General features: G+C 45.5%; 19 protein-coding genes, 1 pseudogene and 1 riboswitch. Of the genes and pseudogenes, 8 read left to right on the top strand and 12 right to left on the bottom strand.

What is annotated here, in order from left to right; genetic code table 11:
• Positions 1-2: 2 nt before the first annotated feature.
• Positions 3-956 carry a Kdo(2)-lipid IV(A) acyltransferase gene (locus ACXABW_RS00685; RefSeq protein WP_457523515.1) on the top strand — a complete coding sequence of 318 codons (954 nt, stop codon included), beginning with the start codon at positions 3-5 and terminating at the stop codon, positions 954-956.
• A gap of 69 nt (positions 957-1025) precedes the next feature.
• On the opposite strand, the gene pyrE is transcribed toward ACXABW_RS00685, so the two are convergent.
• Both pyrE and rph read right to left on the bottom strand, forming a co-directional pair.
• Entirely contained in the window at positions 1026-1667 is a 642-nt protein-coding gene (gene pyrE / locus ACXABW_RS00680) for an orotate phosphoribosyltransferase (protein WP_252028999.1), read from the bottom strand.
• Between the two features lie 121 nt (positions 1668-1788).
• Complete coding sequence (gene rph / locus ACXABW_RS00675; protein ID WP_004410877.1) at positions 1789-2505, bottom strand: ribonuclease PH; 717 nt, start codon at positions 2503-2505, stop codon at positions 1789-1791.
• Positions 2506-2647: 142 nt separating this feature from the next.
• Here rph and ACXABW_RS00670 point away from each other — a divergent pair, with 142 nt between their 5' ends.
• Positions 2648-3514 (top strand): YicC/YloC family endoribonuclease, encoded by an 867-nt coding sequence (locus ACXABW_RS00670; protein WP_457523513.1) that lies wholly within the window; start codon positions 2648-2650, stop codon positions 3512-3514.
• A gap of 63 nt (positions 3515-3577) precedes the next feature.
• On the opposite strand, the gene ACXABW_RS00665 is transcribed toward ACXABW_RS00670, so the two are convergent.
• The 4 genes from ACXABW_RS00665 to ACXABW_RS00650 all read right to left on the bottom strand — a co-directional run bounded on the left by ACXABW_RS00665 (position 3578) and on the right by ACXABW_RS00650 (position 7139).
• Complete coding sequence (locus tag ACXABW_RS00665) at positions 3578-4531, bottom strand: DMT family transporter (protein WP_457523512.1); 954 nt, start codon at positions 4529-4531, stop codon at positions 3578-3580.
• Between the two features lie 214 nt (positions 4532-4745).
• Entirely contained in the window at positions 4746-5117 is a 372-nt protein-coding gene (locus ACXABW_RS00660) for a hypothetical protein (RefSeq protein WP_457523510.1), read from the bottom strand.
• 115 nt (positions 5118-5232) lie between these two features.
• Positions 5233-5658, bottom strand: a complete 426-nt coding sequence (locus tag ACXABW_RS00655; protein WP_252028995.1) for a phosphate-starvation-inducible protein PsiE — start codon at positions 5656-5658, stop codon at positions 5233-5235.
• 110 nt (positions 5659-5768) lie between these two features.
• On the bottom strand, positions 5769-7139 hold the full coding sequence (locus ACXABW_RS00650) for an NCS2 family permease (RefSeq protein WP_457523507.1): 1371 nt from the start codon (positions 7137-7139) through the stop codon (positions 5769-5771).
• 66 nt (positions 7140-7205) lie between these two features.
• A riboswitch (purine riboswitch) is annotated at positions 7206-7305 on the bottom strand.
• A 282-nt stretch (positions 7306-7587) separates the two neighbouring features.
• On the opposite strand from ACXABW_RS00650, the gene gmk reads away from it, so the two are divergent.
• From gmk to recG, 5 genes are all read left to right on the top strand, one after another.
• Positions 7588-8211 carry a guanylate kinase gene (gene gmk, locus ACXABW_RS00645; protein ID WP_252028993.1) on the top strand — a complete coding sequence of 208 codons (624 nt, stop codon included), beginning with the start codon at positions 7588-7590 and terminating at the stop codon, positions 8209-8211.
• Positions 8212-8315: 104 nt separating this feature from the next.
• Entirely contained in the window at positions 8316-8588 is a 273-nt protein-coding gene (rpoZ, locus tag ACXABW_RS00640; RefSeq protein WP_457523505.1) for a DNA-directed RNA polymerase subunit omega, read from the top strand.
• Between the two features lie 86 nt (positions 8589-8674).
• Positions 8675-10795 (top strand): bifunctional GTP diphosphokinase/guanosine-3',5'-bis pyrophosphate 3'-pyrophosphohydrolase, encoded by a 2121-nt coding sequence (gene spoT / locus ACXABW_RS00635; RefSeq protein ID WP_457523503.1) that lies wholly within the window; start codon positions 8675-8677, stop codon positions 10793-10795.
• Positions 10796-10848: 53 nt separating this feature from the next.
• The gene (trmH, locus tag ACXABW_RS00630) at positions 10849-11532 is read left to right on the top strand and encodes a tRNA (guanosine(18)-2'-O)-methyltransferase TrmH (RefSeq protein WP_457523502.1); all 684 of its coding nucleotides are present in this window, start codon (positions 10849-10851) and stop codon (positions 11530-11532) included.
• Between the two features lie 122 nt (positions 11533-11654).
• On the top strand, positions 11655-13733 hold the full coding sequence (gene recG, locus ACXABW_RS00625; RefSeq protein ID WP_457523500.1) for an ATP-dependent DNA helicase RecG: 2079 nt from the start codon (positions 11655-11657) through the stop codon (positions 13731-13733).
• Positions 13734-13788: 55 nt separating this feature from the next.
• On the opposite strand, the gene envZ is transcribed toward recG, so the two are convergent.
• Positions 13789-15093, bottom strand: a complete 1305-nt coding sequence (gene envZ, locus ACXABW_RS00620; protein WP_252028988.1) for a two-component system sensor histidine kinase EnvZ — start codon at positions 15091-15093, stop codon at positions 13789-13791.
• A 97-nt stretch (positions 15094-15190) separates the two neighbouring features.
• Positions 15191-15910: an osmolarity response regulator transcription factor OmpR gene (ompR, locus tag ACXABW_RS00615; RefSeq protein ID WP_252028987.1), complete on the bottom strand. Its 720-nt coding sequence runs from the start codon at positions 15908-15910 to the stop codon at positions 15191-15193.
• 156 nt (positions 15911-16066) lie between these two features.
• On the opposite strand from ompR, the pseudogene ACXABW_RS00610 reads away from it, so the two are divergent.
• Positions 16067-16210 (top strand): annotated as a pseudogene (locus ACXABW_RS00610) (transcription elongation factor GreB); the annotation flags it as partial.
• A 275-nt stretch (positions 16211-16485) separates the two neighbouring features.
• Here the strand turns inward: ACXABW_RS00610 and ACXABW_RS00605 are convergent.
• The 4 genes from ACXABW_RS00605 to ACXABW_RS00590 all read right to left on the bottom strand — a co-directional run bounded on the left by ACXABW_RS00605 (position 16486) and on the right by ACXABW_RS00590 (position 19503).
• Positions 16486-16983 (bottom strand): hypothetical protein, encoded by a 498-nt coding sequence (locus tag ACXABW_RS00605; RefSeq protein WP_457523497.1) that lies wholly within the window; start codon positions 16981-16983, stop codon positions 16486-16488.
• Positions 16980-17291, bottom strand: a complete 312-nt coding sequence (locus ACXABW_RS00600; RefSeq protein ID WP_457523496.1) for a hypothetical protein — start codon at positions 17289-17291, stop codon at positions 16980-16982. Before ACXABW_RS00600 ends, ACXABW_RS00605 begins: the two co-directional genes overlap by 4 nt.
• Positions 17292-17732: 441 nt before the next feature.
• Complete coding sequence (locus ACXABW_RS00595) at positions 17733-18458, bottom strand: DUF4393 domain-containing protein (protein WP_457523494.1); 726 nt, start codon at positions 18456-18458, stop codon at positions 17733-17735.
• A gap of 340 nt (positions 18459-18798) precedes the next feature.
• Positions 18799-19503, bottom strand: a complete 705-nt coding sequence (locus tag ACXABW_RS00590) for an IS6 family transposase (RefSeq protein ID WP_457523493.1) — start codon at positions 19501-19503, stop codon at positions 18799-18801.
• Positions 19504-19557 lie beyond the last annotated feature (54 nt).

Below are 19557 nucleotides of genomic sequence, written 5' to 3'. Positions count from 1 at the left end.
TTATGAGTAAATCGAACCATTACGAACAACCAGAATTCAAGCTGTCCCTGCTACACCCTAAAAACTGGGGAGTATGGCTAGGGTTTGGCTTGCTCGCACTCATCGTAAATATTCTGCCGTATCGAGTATTGCAGCTTATCGGTCGTAAACTTGGCGAAATTGGTATGCGCTTTGGTAAAAAGCGAGTCCATGTCGCTACTCGTAACCTCGAACTCGCGTTCCCAGAGAAATCACCGCAAGAGGTGGCCGAGATTGTCAGCGAGAATTTCCGTAACACAGGCATGGCGCTGATCGAAACTGGGATAACCTGGTTCTGGCCAACGTGGCGGTTTAAACGGCGTATCATCGAAAAAGATGTACAAGTTTTAAGAGAACACGATGCCAATGGCAAAGGCGTTCTATTGTGTTGTGTTCATGCACTTAACTTAGAAATAACCGCAAGGGCCTTTGCGGTTATGGGGCTTGCAGGATACGGTGCTTTTCGCCCGCATAACAACCCAGCGTACAACTTCATCCAATACTGGGGGCGAACCCACAACGGGAATAAATTGATTGACCGTAAAGACGTGAAAAAGATGATCAAAGTAATGCGTAAGGGCGAACGACTTTTCTATTTACCAGACCATGACTACGGTCGGAATAAATCTGTCTTTGTCCCTTTCTTTGCTGTTGAAGACGCATGTACAACCACAGGTACGAGCATCTTGGCGTACACAAGTAAGTGTGCCATTGTTCCCGGTTCTGGGTTTCGTAACAATGAAGGCTTCTACGAGATCATCGCCGATCGTTCTATAGAAACTGATTACCCGCAAAAAGATGAGCTGGCTGCCGCTAAGTATATGAATACTTACGTTGAAGAAGTCATCCTTCGCGCCCCAGAGCAATGGATGTGGCTCCACAAGCGTTACAAGACTATGGCCGATGAAAATATCGAGAAAGGCATTCGATACAAGTGATCTTGAATAAGTAAAAAGGGCTGATGTGCACACATCAGCCCTTTTTGCATTTCTTGGTATTGAAACCGATTAAATACCGTATTGAGCTCGGTACGCCTTCACTGCCTCTAGATGCTCAGCGTCAGTACCTTTCTCTTCTAGGAAAGTTACTAGATCAGTCAGGCTAACAATGGAGATGATTGCACAACCAAAGTCACGCTCAACTTCTTGGATTGCAGACAGCTCACCTTTACCTTTTTCTTGGCGGTCAATTGCAACCAAAACACCAGCTAGATCTGCACCATTTGCCTGGATAATTTCCATCGACTCACGAATTGCCGTACCCGCAGTGATAACATCGTCCACCAGCATAATGCGGCCTTCCAATGCGCTACCTACTAGGTTGCCACCTTCACCGTGATCTTTTGCTTCTTTACGGTTGAAACAGTAAGGCGTATCCACATCATGGTGATCCGCTAATGCCACTGCTGTAGTTGTCGCGATTGGGATACCTTTGTACGCAGGACCAAATAGTACGTCGAACTCAATGCCAGAATCTGCTAGCGCTGCTGCGTAGAAACGACCTAGACGCGCTAAGTCACGACCAGTATTGAAAAGACCAGCGTTAAAGAAGTACGGGCTCTTACGGCCAGACTTTAAAGTAAACTCGCCAAATTTTAGGACTTCTTTCTCTAGTGCAAACTCAATAAATTCACGCTGGTATGCTTTCATTACTTTCTCTCTAAATAAAAGGTCTAGTTTTCTAGACGGTTTATAAACAGTTCAAAACTTAGCCTCGGCTAAATCTTGATAAAAAAATAGCTTCCTTTTTAGGGGAAGCTATCTAATAAAATCAATTTTCTAACGCCGCCTTCTGCGCCGCTACGATCTCGGTAATACCTTTGGTCGCCGACTCCAGCAACTTCATCAGCTCGGCGTGGGTGAACGGTTCGCCCTCTGCTGTGCCTTGAACTTCGATCATTCGACCGTCTTCGGTCATCACTACGTTCATATCGGTATCTGCTGCTGAATCTTCTGTGTACTCAAGGTCACATAAGATGTCTTCACCTAGAATGCCCACAGAAACAGCTGCTACGTGGCCTTTCATTGGGTTCGCTTTTAGCTTGCCTTTCTCTACTAAGTGTTGGAAAGCATCAGCCATCGCAACACTTGCACCAGAGATAGACGCAGTACGCGTACCGCCGTCTGCTTGGATTACATCACAGTCAACTGTCACCATGATTTCGCCCATCGCTTCTAGATCAACCACAGCACGTAAGCTACGAGCAATCAGGCGTTGGATTTCCATCGTACGGCCACCTTGCTTACCACTTGCCGCTTCACGACGCATACGTGAATGGGTTGAACGTGGCAGCATGCCATATTCAGCCGTTACCCAGCCCTTACCTTGACCTTTTAGCCAACGTGGAACGTTCTCTTCAACGGTCGCATTACAAAGTACTTTTGTATTGCCGAATTCAACCAATACAGAACCTTCTGCATAAGCTGTGTAGTTACGAGTAATTTTGATTGGGCGAACTTGGTCCGCCTTGCGATCGTTTGGACGCATGGGCATCTACCTTATATGAAGGGGGAGACGTTTTTGGTTGGAGCAGGATTATAGCGAAGTTTGCTCATCAAAGCTATCTGTCTGGGATCTGTGCTACTATTGCCCCGCGTTATTTTCAAAGATGATTAAACAGGAAAATTCGATGATCTACAGTATGACAGCCTACGCACGTAAAGAAGTGAAAGGCGATTGGGGCAGCGCGGTATGGGAAATTCGTAGTGTTAACCAACGCTACCTTGAAACCTACTTCCGCCTGCCAGAGCAGTTCCGAGGCCTAGAGCCAGTGCTACGTGAGCGTTTTCGTAAACGTCTAGCACGCGGTAAAGTTGAATGTGCACTGCGCTTTGAAGCGAACCCAGCGGCAAAAGGCGAGTTAAGCATCAACGAAAATCTAGCACAGCAAGTCATTAGTGCTGCAAACCAAGTAATGCAGATGACCGGCGAAGAAAGCCGCCTAAATCCATTCCAAGTAATGAGCTGGCCGGGCGTAATGGAAACGTCTGAGCAGGATATGGATGCAGTGAACAAAGATCTACTTGGTGCATTCGATGAAGCCGTAAGCGAGTTTATTGAAGCGCGTGGCCGTGAAGGTGAGAACATGAAAGCGCTGATCGTGCAGCGTTTGGATGCAATCACTGAAGAAGTAGTGAAAGTGCGTGCTCGTATGCCTGAAATTTTAGAGTGGCAACGTGAGCGTCTATTCTCGAAGTTTGAAGAAGCGAAAATTGAACTTGATGCATCACGTGTAGAGCAAGAGCTGATCCTACTAGCGCAAAAATCTGACGTGGCGGAAGAGCTAGATCGCCTAGACTCGCACGTAAAAGAAGCAACCAACATCTTGAAAAAAGGTGGCGCGTGTGGCCGCCGCCTAGACTTTATGATGCAAGAGTTTAACCGTGAGTCGAACACGCTAGCTTCTAAGTCAATCAGCACTGATATCACAGCATCTGGTGTTGAACTTAAGGTTCTGATTGAACAAATGCGTGAGCAGATCCAAAACATTGAATAATCAGTTCAATTGAAATAAAAGCCCCGCCATAAAAAGCGGGGCTTTTTTATCTCTACATCCTAACTAGACGCTAAGCCGTTTCGCGCATTGAGCACACAGCACTGGCGCTTGTTTTACGCGCCAAAAACGAAGCTTAAGCCAAAAGGACGGCTGCGCTTTGGTTATCAAAATACCGAGCAGTAGTGGCATCATCAATAGCAAAGATGTCATCGAAAAGCTGTTTCCTGCAACCCAACTTGAAAGGCTCAGTGCAATCAGTGGGAAGAATAGAAAACAAATAGAGGCGGTAAACGGCGTCGACACTTGTCCAAGTTTAAAGTATGCCACTATCCCACCCACACTCGCGAATAAACCCAGATAAGCTACCGCTACCATCGAATCTGTGGAGAAAGCAGAAACCTCTGGCTGCTCAAGCCATGCTGAAGCCAACAGCAAGCACATCGAAGCGATGAAACTAGGTATCGCGTTATAAGTCAGTACAGGAATGGCACGGCAATACTTTTCAACAAAGACATACATCACGGCATGAATTGCGACCGCCCCGCCTAGCGCCAATGAGCCAAGCAAGTAATCTTTACCGCCCAAGGTCATTTCTGTCGCTAAGATAAGCACCAAGCTCAACACCGCAATCAATAGCCCCGAGAGCTGCAGCTTGCTCAGCCGTAACTCTAAAAACAAGCTAGATGTAATCATTACCGCAATCGGCATATTGGCGAAGATGATCGAAGCGAGCCCCGAAGATATGTACTGCTCACCACAAATCATCAAGGTAAACGGAATCGCAAAATAGAATATGGCGACAACAAACATCCAAAATTGCTTCCCTTTGGGAAACAGCAAAGGCTGTTTTAGCTTTATCGCCAATAACACCAGCAATGGTGCTGCAATCAAAAAACGCAGGCCGGTAGCAAAAATAGGCGGAATACTCGCAACGGCTATTTCCATTGCAAGCCATGTGGTTCCCCAAATCAGGCATACCGAAACAAATAAAAAGGCGGTCAGAGACTTATGCGACATAACCGCCTCCTTGCTTACCAAATAGGCCATTCACCGGAAACACAGGCAGACAAGAGTCGGCGCAGTAAGCAGCACCGAAAAAAACTTCAACATTCATATTCTTATTCCCATCACAGGATGGTGTAAATAAGCCGAGCCTATTTACACTCAAATCAAAGGCACACAAAGGTGTTGTGTGAATAACGTGGTGCGAAAAATCGCTGAGAAATAAGAGTTATGCGATAGGAGGTCGATACAGAGAGTGAACCCCTGCATCAGAGTAATTCACGGGAATACTGGCGACTAGAGCGTAACGAAAAGGCGCACTGTATGAACGTACTGTCGTTTCGACTAGAGCAATATTTGAGAGTTGAACATGAGAGCAGCACTGCTTTTCAAAGCAGGATCCACCGGGATCGCAGCAGCCAGAAGTAGATGCGGAATCCATCACCGTACCGCAGCCATCCAAACTGATTGCAATCATCGACGAGCCAGAGGACGAAACCTGATGAGAAGGCACTTTCGCTTGCACAGCAACACTAAATAGCAAAGTAGCTATCAGTGCACTGAGCAACAAATAGATTGTCGGTGTGTAGCGTCTTAGCATCACACAGCCTCATCACGTCAAATAGAAAGCCTAAAGATAGCGGCAGAAATGGGGAATGACAATCATCGAGCAGGCGACTTTACACTTATTTACTCGCCTACCCTCTATGCCTTGATTACTCGTCTTTTTCTGCAGTTTGGTTGTCGATATACGGCCAATAGTGATGGCCAACTCGGATCAGCAATGTCGCCGCAGCAAGAATGAATGCTGCCACGGATAACCATACGACCAGCACAGCATCTAACTCTTTCATTCCCAGTGTGATGTAACGAGCAATCGCCATCATCGCAATGTAGATTGGATATCGAACTGGGATTTTACCGTTCATCACAAACTGCTTCACCATCGCGAGAACTTCGAGATAGATAAACATCAGCAGAATATCGGTGAGAAGAACACGCTTTTCCGTGAAGACATGAATAAATTCTTCCACCATCGCAAACAGCGTGGCCAGCGTAATGGCAACCAGAAGCACCGCTTCTAATACGTAGAAGCTTTTAAGAAAGGGTTTACTAAAAGACTTAGGAAGATGGGAAGGCATAACCTCTTTCCGCAAATAAGAAATCAACTAAGGAAAGAGTTTACACGAGGTTGCATAAAAGGGGCTATGTGAATAATCTCAATAATCGATATCACACAGCCCTTATAGCATTAAAGCAGGATCAGATACGCTAGGAATACTGCAGACAATATGTAAATAACCGGGTGAACTTGCTTGCCTTTGCCCGCGACAACCATAGTGAACGCATAACTAATGAAGCCCATTGCCATGCCGTTAGCTGGCGAGAAGCTCAACACGGTAAACATAATGGTAAAGAACGCTGCAATGCGAGACTCTTTTTGCTCCCAGCTGATTTGGCCCAAACGGCCAATCATATAAATGCCGACCACTACCATTGCTGGAGCCACCATCGCAGCTGAGAAAATCGAGAATAGTGGGTACAGGAATAGCGACAGCAAGAATAAGCCCGACACCATCACCGCAGCCAATCCAGTTTTAGCCCCCTGCGAAGAGGCAATACCCGACTCAGAAAACGCAGTAATAGAAGTTGTACCCAGCACAGAACCAATTACGGTACCGCCGGCATCTGCTACCAGTGCAGAACGTGCGTTCGGTACTTTACCGTCTTTATCAATGATGCCTGCGTCACGGCCAACACCAACGATGGTACTTAAGCCATCAAAGAAATCGACAATCAAAAAGATGATGACGATAAACAGTAGATCAAACAACTTGTCAGCCGTTAAGCCCGAGAAGTTAAACACTGCACCGAAGCTACCCGCCATACTCGGTGGCGCAGAGACAAACTGTTCTGGCAGCGGCGCATTACTGGTGCCCATAAAGGTATCAGCCAATATCGTCAGCGCAATCGCTGTCACAAATGAAATAAAGGTGGCTAGCTTAATGTCGCGGACCATACAGCCCAGTGCGACAAAAATGCTGATGTAAGCAATGATGACTTGAGGATCAGAAATGTTCCCCATGCTCACTAGGATGATTGGGTTAGAAACAATGATCCCCGCATTTTTTAAACCCAGAAACGCGATAAACAGACCCAGTGAGACAGTAATGGCTAATTTTAGATCTTCTGGAATCGACTCAATCATCGCTTTACGGATATTAGTCATCGATAAAATCAGGTACAACACACCCGATAAGAAAATACCGAACAGTGCTTCATGCCATACCAGTGCAACCGAACCACTTAGTAGCATGCCTTTGAAGAATCCATTCATGCTCATGCCCGGTGCTAACATCACTGGGTAATTGCCCCAGATCCCCATAATCAGAGTCGCGATTGCTGCCGCTAATGCTGTTGCAGTAAAGACAGCGCCTCTGTCCATACCTGGGATGTCGCCTAAAATAGCTGGGTTAACCGCCAAGATGTAGCTCATCGCTAGAAAGGTAATAAAACCCGCATAGAGTTCTGTACCAAGGGTGGTTTTACGCTCAGTGATTTTGAACACTGAGTCCAGTACACCAGAGCTTCTCTGGGCTTTAAGGGTTGAATCGAGACTCACAATGAAACCTTTACAATTTAAATAAATAGTAAACGTTATGCATGCTGTGAGTACCTAATAAGAGGAGACGTCACACTAAAAAACCGTAGTCATCGAGATAGGCTCGATAGTAGAGACATCTAATCCATTTCATTAGACATATACAGCATTTAAACGTTTGCGCGGATTGTAAGGATATTGACTAAAAACTCAACGTCTTTACTGCTGAAAAACGCAAAAAAGCAAACGTTTTCGTTTTAGATCAATTTCGCTGGCTTTCCCGCTCAATAAATAAACCATGATCTCTATGCGATCTTGTTGTCCTAAATAGTCGAGTTATGCTACTCTTCGCCTCCATTTTTCTGACCTAAATTTCGCCAATTGGTCGAATATTCATGGTCAGTGCTATCTTTAAGTCAGGTCGTACAACAGTTCGGCTTACACTCCAACCAAACGTGGAACAGAACAGATGGGCAAAGGTACTCTATACATCGTATCTGCACCGAGCGGCGCAGGAAAATCTAGCTTGATCTCAGCAATGCTAGAAACTAACCCGACCTACGCAATGAAAGTCTCTGTGTCTCATACTACTCGTGGTATGCGCCCAGGCGAGCAAGACGGTGTTCATTACCACTTTGTGCAAAAAGAGCACTTCGAAGAGTTGATCGAAAAAGGCGAATTCCTTGAATACGCTGAAGTCTTCGGCAACTACTACGGTACGTCTCGTGTTTGGATTGAAGATAACCTAGACAAAGGGATCGATGTATTTCTGGATATCGACTGGCAAGGTGCTCGTCAGATCCGTGAACAGATGCCTTTGGCACGCAGCGTATTCATTCTACCGCCATCAAATGGCGAGTTGGAACGTCGCCTAAACGCTCGTGGTCAAGATAGCGATGCTGTTATTGCAAAACGCATGGCAGAAGCAAAATCAGAGATTTCTCATTACAGCGAGTACGATTACGTTATCGTCAACGATGACTTCGATGCCGCTTTAATGGATTTTAAAGCAATCATTCGCGCAGAAAGATTGAAGCAGGATAAGCAAGCTGCTAAATATAACGGCATGCTTAAAGCGCTACTGGCGGAATAATCCATTCCGCAATGTTAAGTGGCAGCTTAAGAGCTAGAATATAAAGCACTTAGGTTGTATACTTTCTCGTCATTCAAAATTTTAGTTAATTATTTGGAGTCCTTATGGCACGCGTAACTGTTCAAGACGCTGTTGAAAAAGTTGGCAACCGTTTCGACCTAGTTCTAATTGCGGCACGCCGCGCACGTCAAATGCAAACTGGCGGTAAAGATTCACTAGTGCCAGAAGAGAACGATAAGCCAACCGTTATCGCTCTACGCGAAATCGAAGAAGGCCTTATCACTAAAGAAGTTCTAGACGCACGTGAACGTCAAGAACAGCAAGAGCAAGAAGCAGCTGAGCTAGTAGCAGTAAGCAGCATCGCTCACACTCGATAACAACTCGTTTTCGACGTCAGCTGTTTTCGAAGCACACTGTAATAAGTACGTTGTTTTTCGAACGACTAACCAGCCGGGCCTAAAATTTGTATCTATTCGATAGCCTCAAAGACGTTGCCCAAGAATACCTAACAGAGCCTCAAATTGAGGCTCTGCGTCAATCTTATGTGGTAGCGAGAGACGCCCATGAAGGGCAAACCCGCTCAAGCGGTGAACCGTATATCATCCACCCTGTTGCTGTAGCTCGTATCTTGGCCGAAATGCGCCTAGATATTGAAACACTTCAAGCAGCGCTCCTTCACGACGTTATCGAAGACTGTGACGTCACCAAAGAAGACCTAGAAGAAAAGTTTGGCAATACTGTTGCTGAATTAGTGGATGGCGTATCTAAGCTGGATAAGCTTAAATTTCGAGATCGCAAAGAGGCTCAAGCAGAGAACTTCCGTAAGATGGTCCTTGCCATGGTGCAAGACATCCGCGTCATTCTGATCAAGCTTGCCGACCGCACACACAACATGCGTACGCTAGGTGCACTTCGCCCTGATAAAAAGCGTCGTATTGCTCGTGAAACGCTCGAAATCTACTCTCCTTTGGCACATCGCCTAGGTATCCATAACATTAAAACCGAGCTTGAAGAGCTAGGTTTTGAAGCACTTTACCCAAATCGTTATCGCGTACTCAAAGAAGTAGTGCGTGCTGCGCGTGGTAACCGCAAAGAAATGATTCAACGTATCCACAGCGAACTTGAAGGTCGCTTGGAAGATGTTGGATTGAAAGCTCGTGTCTTAGGCCGTGAAAAGAACCTGTTCTCCATCTATAACAAGATGAAAACCAAAGAGCAGCGTTTCCACACCATCATGGACATCTACGCTTTCCGTGTCGTCGTTGAAGACGCCGATACCTGTTATCGAGTACTTGGACAAGTTCATAGCTTGTATAAGCCGCGTCCGGGGCGCATGAAAGATTACATTGCGGTACCAAAAGCGAACGGCTACCAATCTTTGCACACCTCAATGGTTGGCCCACATGGCGTACCTGTTGAAGTACAAATCCGTACCGAAGACATGGACCAAATGGCAGACAAAGGTGTCGCGGCGCACTGGTCATACAAAGGCAATGGCGATCGCACCGGCACCACAGCGCAGGTTAAAGCTCAGCGCTGGATGCAAAGCCTACTCGAGCTGCAGCAAAGTGCTGGTAACTCCTTCGAATTCATTGAAAACGTTAAATCCGATCTCTTCCCCGATGAGATTTACGTCTTCACACCGAAGGGTCGCATTGTCGAGCTACCAGTTGGTGCAACAGCAGTAGATTTCGCTTATGCCGTTCATACCGATGTTGGCAACATGTGTGTTGGTGCTCGTGTAGACAGAAATCCTTACCCACTGAGCAAGTCACTGAAAAATGGTCAGACAATCGAGATCATTAGTGCGCCGGGGGCTCGCCCGAATGCCGCGTGGCTAAACTATGTGGTGACTTCACGTGCTCGCACCAAGATCCGTCAGGTTCTGAAAACCATGCGCCGTGAAGAATCCATTACCTTAGGTCGCCGCCTGCTTAACCATGCATTGGGTGAGCTGTCTCTTTCAGACATCAGTGAAGACAATGTGCAACATGTACTCACAGACCTGAAAGTCGATAGCGTAGAAGACCTACTGGCTGAAATTGGTTTAGGCGAGCTCATGAGTATCGTCATCGCGCGCCGCCTACTAGGTGATGCCGATGAACTGACCGAAGTAGAAAGCAGCGACGGTAAGCCGAAGAAGAAACTGCCAATCCGCGGTGCGGAAGGCATCTTGTTAACCTTTGCTAACTGTTGTCACCCTATTCCGGATGATCACATTATTGCTCACGTATCACCAGGCCGTGGTTTAGTAGTACACCGTGAAACTTGTCCAAACGTTCGTGGTTATCAAAAAGAACCAGACAAGTACATGGCTGTAGAATGGTCTAACGACTACGACCAAGAGTTCATCACCGAACTGAAAGTCGACATGCAGAACCACCAAGGCGCACTGGCTGAGCTAACCAATGTTATCTCTAAGACGGGCTCTAACATTCATGGCCTGTCGACCGAAGAGCGTGATGGTCGCCTGTATACCGTGACTGTGCTACTGACGACGAAAGACCGTGTGCACTTAGCTAGCATCATGAAGAAAATTCGTGTGATGCCGCATGCGTTAAGAGTTAGGCGCAGAAAGAACTAGATTAGTTAAACATTAAATAAATGCGCTCTTTCGGAGCGCATTTTTATATCATTATGAATTTAGAAAGATACCAACGTATTCAGCAAGTGCTGAAATCTCGTCAAACAGACTTAACGCTGTGCTTAGAAGAAGTACACAAGCCTAACAACGTTTCAGCGGTTATCCGTACTGCAGATGCAACAGGCATCCATAAAGTCCATGCAGTTTGGCCAAATGAAATGCGCACGCTAAGCCACACCTCGGCGGGTGCGCGTAACTGGGTTGAAGTTGACACACACGACACCATCGGTGATGCCATTGGGGAGCTGAAATCTCAAGGCATGCAGGTACTGGTCACCAACTTATCGGACACTGCCGTCGATTTTCGCGAGATTGATTACACTAAGCCAACCGCTATCATTCTTGGCAATGAAAAAACTGGCGCTTCAAAGCAAGCTCTGGAGATGGCAGACCAAGACATCATCATCCCGATGATTGGTATGGTTCAATCATTAAACGTTTCTGTTGCAAGCGCCGTACTCCTATACGAAGCCCAACGTCAACGTGAAATGGCTGGAATGTATCAGCGAGAAGAAAGCACGCTACCAGACGAAACCATTCATCGCATTTTGTTTGAACGCGGCCATCCTGTGCTGGCTAAAGTCGCCAAACGCAAAAAACTGCCTTATCCGCCATTAGACGACCAAGGTCAAATTGTTGCTGAAGAAGCATGGTGGAAAGAGATGCAAAAAGCTTAGCTTCGACGAACAACGCTTTGGAGGGCTTCTATCTTCACCAAAGCGTTGTAATTTATCCTGTACAAAAACACAGTCAGGTGGTTAACTAACCTTAATTTCAGCCACTTACTTAGAGCCTCGCTATGTCTCAACTGCTTTCCGCTATTCCGCTCACTTCACTGTCTGGTGTTGGTGCAAAAGTGGCAGAAAAGCTGGCTAAAGTCGGCCTAAACAATGTGCAAGATCTGCTCTTTCACCTCCCCCTTCGCTATGAAGATCGCACACGAATCTACCCTATTGCAAAACTTCATGCTGGCCTGTGGGCTGCAGTGCAAGGCAAGGTAATGAGTGTGGATACCATCTTCGGCAAGCGAAAGATGTTAGCGGTTAAAATCAGTGATGGTAACGGCACCGTGACACTGCGTTTCTTTAATTTTACTGCCGCGATTAAGAATAACTTCGCTGAAGGTAAGTTAGTACACGCTTACGGTGAGATTAAGCGAGGTGGGATGGGACTTGAAATCATTCACCCTGATTACAAGTTTTTTGCTCCACGCCAAACCCCAGATATCGAACAAAACCTTACCCCCGTCTACCCAACCACAGACGGCCTTAGACAGATCACTTTACGTAACCTCACCGATCAAGCGCTAACTTTGCTCGATAAAGCAGCAGTGCAAGAGCTACTTCCAAACGGACTATACGATCACCAAATTACGTTGGCGCAGGCACTGCATACCATTCACCGCCCGCAGCCTACCATCAACCTCGACGAGTTTGATGAAGGGAAGCACCCAGCGCAAGTTCGCTTGATCATGGAAGAATTATTGGCGCAAAACTTATCGATGCTGTCGGTACGGAGTAAAGGTCAGCAAGATGCAGCCACTCCCCTTAAGCCAGTCGATTCACTTAAGCAACAACTCCTCAAGCAGCTGCCGTTTGAGCCGACCAACGCTCAGGCACGCGTGGTGAAAGAAATTGAAGCGGACTTGGAAAAAACCCACCCAATGATGCGCCTTGTTCAGGGAGACGTAGGCTCTGGGAAAACCCTAGTTGCAGCACTCGCGGCGGTACGTGCCATTGAGCATGGCCACCAAGTCGCGCTTATGGCACCCACTGAGCTACTAGCGGAACAACACGCGATCAACTTTGCCTCTTGGTTCGAATCGATGGGCATTCAAGTCGGGTGGTTAGCCGGTAAACTAAAAGGCAAAGCAAAAGAGACCGAGCTGGCGCGCATCGCCAGCGGTGAAGCGCAAATGGTAGTGGGCACTCACGCTCTCTTTCAAGAACACGTCGAGTTCCAAAACTTGGCCTTAGTCATCATTGATGAGCAGCACCGGTTTGGTGTACATCAACGCTTAGAGCTAAGAGAAAAAGGCGTGAAACAAGGCAGCTTCCCACATCAGCTGATCATGACCGCGACCCCAATTCCACGCACACTCGCGATGACGGCTTATGCTGATTTAGAAACCTCCATCATAGATGAACTTCCACCCGGTAGAACCCCTATCCAAACGGTCGCTATTCCCGACACTAAACGGGATGATATTGTCGAGCGAGTGCGTAATGCCTGCCTCAACGAAGGAAAGCAAGCCTATTGGGTCTGCACACTGATCGATGAATCAGAAGTACTTGAAGCACAAGCCGCTGCCGACACAGCAGAAGAGCTGCAACGCACACTACCCGATGTCAAAATCGGTTTGGTTCATGGCCGAATGAAACCGGCTGAGAAACAGGCAGTCATGCAGGACTTCAAAGACAACAAACTGCACTTACTTGTGGCGACAACAGTGATTGAAGTTGGCGTTGATGTACCTAATTCAAGCTTAATGATCATCGAAAACCCAGAACGATTAGGGCTAGCTCAACTCCACCAGCTGCGAGGCCGTGTTGGCCGAGGCAGTGTCGCAAGTCATTGTGTGCTGCTGTACCACTCCCCTCTGTCTAAGACTGCACAGAAGCGATTAAGCGTTCTGCGCGAAAGCAATGATGGTTTTGTGATTGCACAGAAAGACCTAGAGATTAGAGGACCCGGAGAGTTACTAGGCACAAAACAGACTGGATTGGCGGATTTCAAGATTGCCGATTTGGTGCGTGACCAAAGGTTAATCCCAGAAGTTCAGCGTATTGCGCGCTACATCCACGACAACTATCCGCAAAACGCCGTTGCCATTATCGACCGCTGGCTGGGTGATAGAGATGTCTACTCCAAAGCGTAGGTTAGTATTTAACCTTAAAAAAAGGGGGCTCAATTGAGCCCCTTTTTTACATAGATTATTTGGTTGGGAAGCTTATCTGCGCCTTCAGACCGCCTTCACTGCGATTATTCACCACCACCGAGCCATGGTGCTGACTGACGATACGTTTCACAATCGCGAGTCCGAGCCCTGTACCTTCGCTTCCGCGCGCTGTATCTCCACGAGTAAAGGGTTCAAACAGTTTGGCAATTTGGCTTTGCTCGATACCGGGGCCGTTATCTTCCACACAAATCCAGGCCAACTTATTGTCAGCCGTCGTTCCTGTCGAAATCTTAATCCAGCCACCACCATAACGCACTGCATTCACCACTAGGTTGCTGACGGCACGCTTGAGCGCTATTGGCGTACCAAAAGCAGGCTTCATGTTATCTTGCAGATCCGTCTCAATTTGGATCTCGTAACCGCCTTCCGACGTGGCAACATCTTTAGCAATATCGTTGAGGTCGACCGCTTCAAACGACTGTGTATTGACTGGTTTTAGGTAGTCCATAAACTGGCTGATGATTTCGTTACACTCTTCAGTATCACTGATGATCCCCTCGGCTAAATAGCTGTCTTCAGGAGACATCATTTCTGTAGCCAAACGAATTCGGGTCAGCGGTGTTCGTAAATCGTGGCTAATCCCAGCCATCAGCAATGCTCGGTCTTCTTCGAGCTCCTGAATGCCTTTCGACATCTGGTTAAATGCACGAGTCACGGAGCGAATTTCTGATGCCCCTTTTTCAGGCAAAGGTGGGGGAATTTCACCACGTCCTACCCCTTTCGCGGCTTTCTCTAGCGCAATCAGAGGTCTGTTTTGCAAACGAATGAATAGCCAACCACCTGCAACAATCAATAGCGCCATAATCAAGCTATTACGAAACAGAGGGGCGAAGTCTTCTTCTTGCAGCTCAGAGAGTGGAATACGTATCAGCGAACCAGGTAGAGATTCTGTTTTTATCCAAAGAATGTAACTTTCACTGCCTAGCATCATCCTCACATCGGTTGGTGCACCTAACTCTTGAGTCATCTCTTCACTCATCAGGTCGATGGTCACCGCATGATAATACTCATCGGCAATCTCGCTGCTTTCTGAGTGGATGGTCACGCCAAGCTGTTCTAGCACTCTGCGACGCGATGGCGCATCAAGCTCGAGCTCTTCTTGGAACTCAACAGAATCATCCAACATCAGATTGATCTCATGACCTAGGATGCGATTAAACTGCTGTAAGCTAGGCATCAGAGCGTAATTAAACACCGCATAATATGAGTACACTTGGCTGGCGATCAGCAAAGTAAAAAATATTAGAATCGATTGAGTAAACGAACTGCGAATGCGCATAGAAATAACCTAACGAATGGCAATGACCTAACGAGGTGGAGGGAGTATCGTAAAAAAAGCTCCCACATTGAAGCAATGTGAGAGCTTAGAGTAAAGCTTAAACTTCTTTACCGTCTGGGACAAAGACGTAGCCTAGCCCCCAAACCGTTTGGATGTATCGAGGTTTACTTGGGTCGACCTCTAGCATTCGGCGCAAACGCGAGATTTGAACGTCTATCGAACGCTCCATAGCCGAGTATTCGCGTCCGCGAGCCATGTTCATCAGTTTATCGCGAGACATCGGCTCACGCGCATTGGTCACCAAAGACTTCAGAACCGCAAATTCACCTGAAGTCAGTGGCATTGGTTCATCACCGCGGAACATTTCACGCGTACCTAAGTTCAAGCGGAACTCGCCAAACTCAACCACTGATTCTTCAGAGCTTGGCGCTCCCGGGGCTTCAATCGTTTGACGACGCAATACCGCTTTAATACGAGCAAGCAATTCACGTGGATTAAATGGTTTTGGTAGGTAATCATCTGCACCCACTTCTAGGCCAACAATACGGTCGATCTCATCGCCCTTGGCTGTCAGCATAAGGATTGGCAGCATATTGTTAGCGTTACGCAGGCGGCGACAGATAGACAAGCCATCTTCACCAGGCAACATCAAATCCAACACCATAAGGTGAAAGTTTTCACGTGTTAACAGGCGGTCCATCTGCTCACTGTTAGCGACACTGCGTACTTGGAATCCTTGCTCTGATAAGTAACGCTCTAGTAACGCACGTAGACGTGCATCGTCGTCTACCACTAATATTTTGTAGTTTTCTTGCATGTAATGGTTCCACCTATTTAATAAGCTTGTACCCAAAGAAAATTAGGTCACGCAAAATGTAACACTGTTCTAAGCAAAGTGGCGCAAAGAATTGTTAACGTTTATTACCTTTTTAGCTAATGTATGCAGTAGATTCAATCGAATAACGTCAAGAATATGAAAACAAACCTAATTACTCGTGAAGGTTATGAAAAACTAAAGAAGGAATTGGACTTTCTTTGGCGCGAAGAGCGTCCGGAAGTCACCAAGAAAGTCACTTGGGCAGCCAGCCTTGGAGACCGAAGTGAGAATGCGGATTGGGGGTTAGAAGTATGAAAATCATACTAAATGTTACTAAAGCACTGATAAAATAAATATTTAGAAATAGTATGAGTACTATTTCTATGTACTATTCTTACTTCAATAAAAACACAATTCACAACTGCCAAGATGTGACAGAATCGCTTGGTGATCACAGTGATTAGACCAACTGCGTAACGTACTATTGGACAAAAGCACGTTAGAGTATGAATTCTAACGTGCCAAAATTGGATTAGAAAAAGTATCTTGAAACCTTCGATGCTTGTTATACCTATTTACTCCATACTTTCCCATTCGGTATATACATTCAGAATAGGTTTGTACCTTGAAGTTAGAGGATCGAAATGTTCTTTTAAGTCTTTGTTTTCTAAAAGGTTACGTATTTCATACTTGTAATTTTTTTTGAAACGAACTTTATCGACTTTTCCATCAATGTACTTTGAGCATGCATCATCGTAAGTATTCATCAGTGTTTGAACAGCAGCATCTAAGTTCTTTCGGTAAATTTTAAGAGTTCCCTCATCTTCTTCGTTCAGCTTCGATTTTTCTTCTTTAGCAACAAGTGGAGCCATTACGACAGATATTTCATTGACCTTAGACTTTGCATTTTCAATCGCCTGCCTCATCTCCAACTCAACCATACCATGTTGAAGATTTAAGTTTTTTTCAGCAATATCATGCGCTGCTTTGCTAGATTTTTTTGCAAAAAAAACTGCGGCAATAGATACCAAAAGACTTACAACAGATACAAAATCAGAAAATTCTAAATTCATTTACCCACCTTTTTCTTCATAGCACTAATTACATCTAGTATGTCGCTATTATCAGACGCCGTTGTGCTTTTTTGAAAATGTTCGACCCCTGTATTTTCATCTATACGATATGGTGAATCTCGGACTAAACGTTCTAATTCCTCAATAATTAGAAGCTTATCTTCTTTACTTAGTGGCTCTCGGCTTTCCGTGTAAATCAAGTTATTGATTTCATTAACAATTAGCTCTAACTCTACAGCTACATTTCGTGCTGTTAGTAGTCGCTCTAAGTAATGTTTAGCTCGTTCACTTCGATTCATTGATGCCATTTCTCGTACCTTAAACATAAAAAAGATAACAATATCATACCGATAAGTATCGATATACAATTCAATCCATATATTGAGAGGGATAGCGCTTATTAGACGACAAATTGTCGTCTTTCATCTTTCGGTAAAATCAACATCTTCATATTGACTCAACTTATAATCAGTAAGTTATGGCACACGACGGAAAGTTAGGCTGCAAGATGTCGCCTAATGACGAGAATGAACAGTTATCAACTCAATCGAATAAGTTTTAGTAGGGTAAACGCACGTCCTCTCAATTGTGTAGAGTATTTAATCTAAATGTTTTTGGGGCACTTCTGAGTTACGAAGTGCCAACTATGAAGGTTTTGGACAAAACGTTTTAGGCGTATTGCCCTAAAACGTTTTGTTCAGAATAGAAAAAGTATCTTAAACCTTATACGTTTGTTATGTTCGTACTATTTATTTCTCGTAAATTTCAATATCTTCAGGAATACAGGCTTTAATGAACAGTTCACCAAATGGAGTCAGCTGAGTAGCACTAGTAATCACAACACCATTTTGTTGCCCTCCTGAGTACGTGGGTTGTTGGTTACCACGCTGCCACATTCCAGCAAGATTCAGGCTATGTAAATGGTCCAAGTACATAAAATAATTTTGAGGGTACATTAAACGTTCTACAGGAAACTCGTTGCTAGTAGTATTTCTGGGACCGAAGGTATTAGAGCTAGGATAAAACGTAGAGCTTTGTTTTAACACATACTCCTTTCTTTCGAAGTAATACAACATTTTAGCCTCATCTGGTGACAGCTGGCTGATGATATTGGCAAATGCTGGATGTGCTTCGTTTACTCGCTCTTGGTCGATAGCACGAGCCAAAAGATTCAGAAACATTTCCGTAATAACACTCTCCTCCTCAACGTATTTGAGGTTACCCATGACAGGACCTGCAATCTGTGGATGAGCATTAACTTGCTGTTCTTCCGGAACCTTATCGTTTACACGTTGCAAATAACGTTGAAAACGGTCTTGTTGAGTTGCCAAGTAATCAATAGGAGCAAGAACACATCTCGCTGCTTTTACCGTATTTTTAGCCAAATCACCGACTTCACTTACTGCTCCGCTAGCTAAGTCATCATAAATTTTTTCTATTGGTAATGATTTACCAATATCTTCTAACCAACCCATTTTTACTCCTTAGAACATAACGCTACCTATGCGACTCCGAGATCCTCTGCCTCATACCGTACAGTTACTTTACACTAAAGAAGATATGAGACGAGCAGGTTTAACTCAATGAAATATAGTCATTTTCTTTAGTGACTACACACAAATAGATTCTATTTATACGACTGCTAGTTACTTAAATGTTTATGTATTCAATTTTTACTGTCCCTGTACCTATGAACAGGGCTAGAACAATGGACTATATCCATAGACATCAATGCGAACGTAACAAGCTTTGGGGGCAAAAATGGGGTCTGTTGCAAAGTTTACGGGAGGTCTGACTTTTCAGTCTCCTAGTGACTTAAGCAGTGAAAGCTTCTTCAATTAGACGCACTTCGGCCAAAGGGCCTCGCCCATATAACCACATATCAAACTGTCCCTTTCGGAACATTCGCATCACCTCAAAACCCCGGATTGTAGCAAACGCTGTTTTTAGGGATTGAAACCCTCGAACAGGGTTGATAAGTCGTTTCAGCTTGCCATGATCCGACTCTATGCGATTGTTCAGATATTTGACCTGCCTTTGGACAGTATCGTCGTCACATACTCCCATTTTCTTTAAGGCAGCTAACGCCGGTGCATACGATCTGTCTTTATCGGTATTGATTGTTTTCGGGTGGTTATGAGGTTTGATACTGCGTAAGGCCTTGCCCAGAAAGCACTTCGCTGCCTTTTGATTACGAGTGCGGGAGAGATAAAAATCGACAGTGTGAGCTTCTTTGGTGATGGCGCGATATAAGTACATCCAGGCGCCGCCTACACGTACATAGGTCTCATCAACCTGCCAGCTGGTACTCAAACTTGGCTTCCAGCACCAGCGCAACCGTCTTTCAATTTCTGGGGCATAGCGCTGTATCCAGCGATACAGTGTGGTGTGATTGACGAAAACACCTCGCTCGGACAACATTTCAGCCAGCTCTCGGTAGCTGATACCGTATTTGCAGTACCATCGCACTGCCCAAAGAATGATATCACGAGTGAAATGGCGGCCTTTGAAATTTGACATTCAGCTTATCCGTTAGGTGTTTTTGATTAGCGTGGCAAAATCCTCAAACTTTGC

It is taken from the genome of Vibrio paucivorans (genome assembly GCF_054053395.1).
This window is presented reverse-complemented; position numbering and strand designations above follow the sequence as displayed.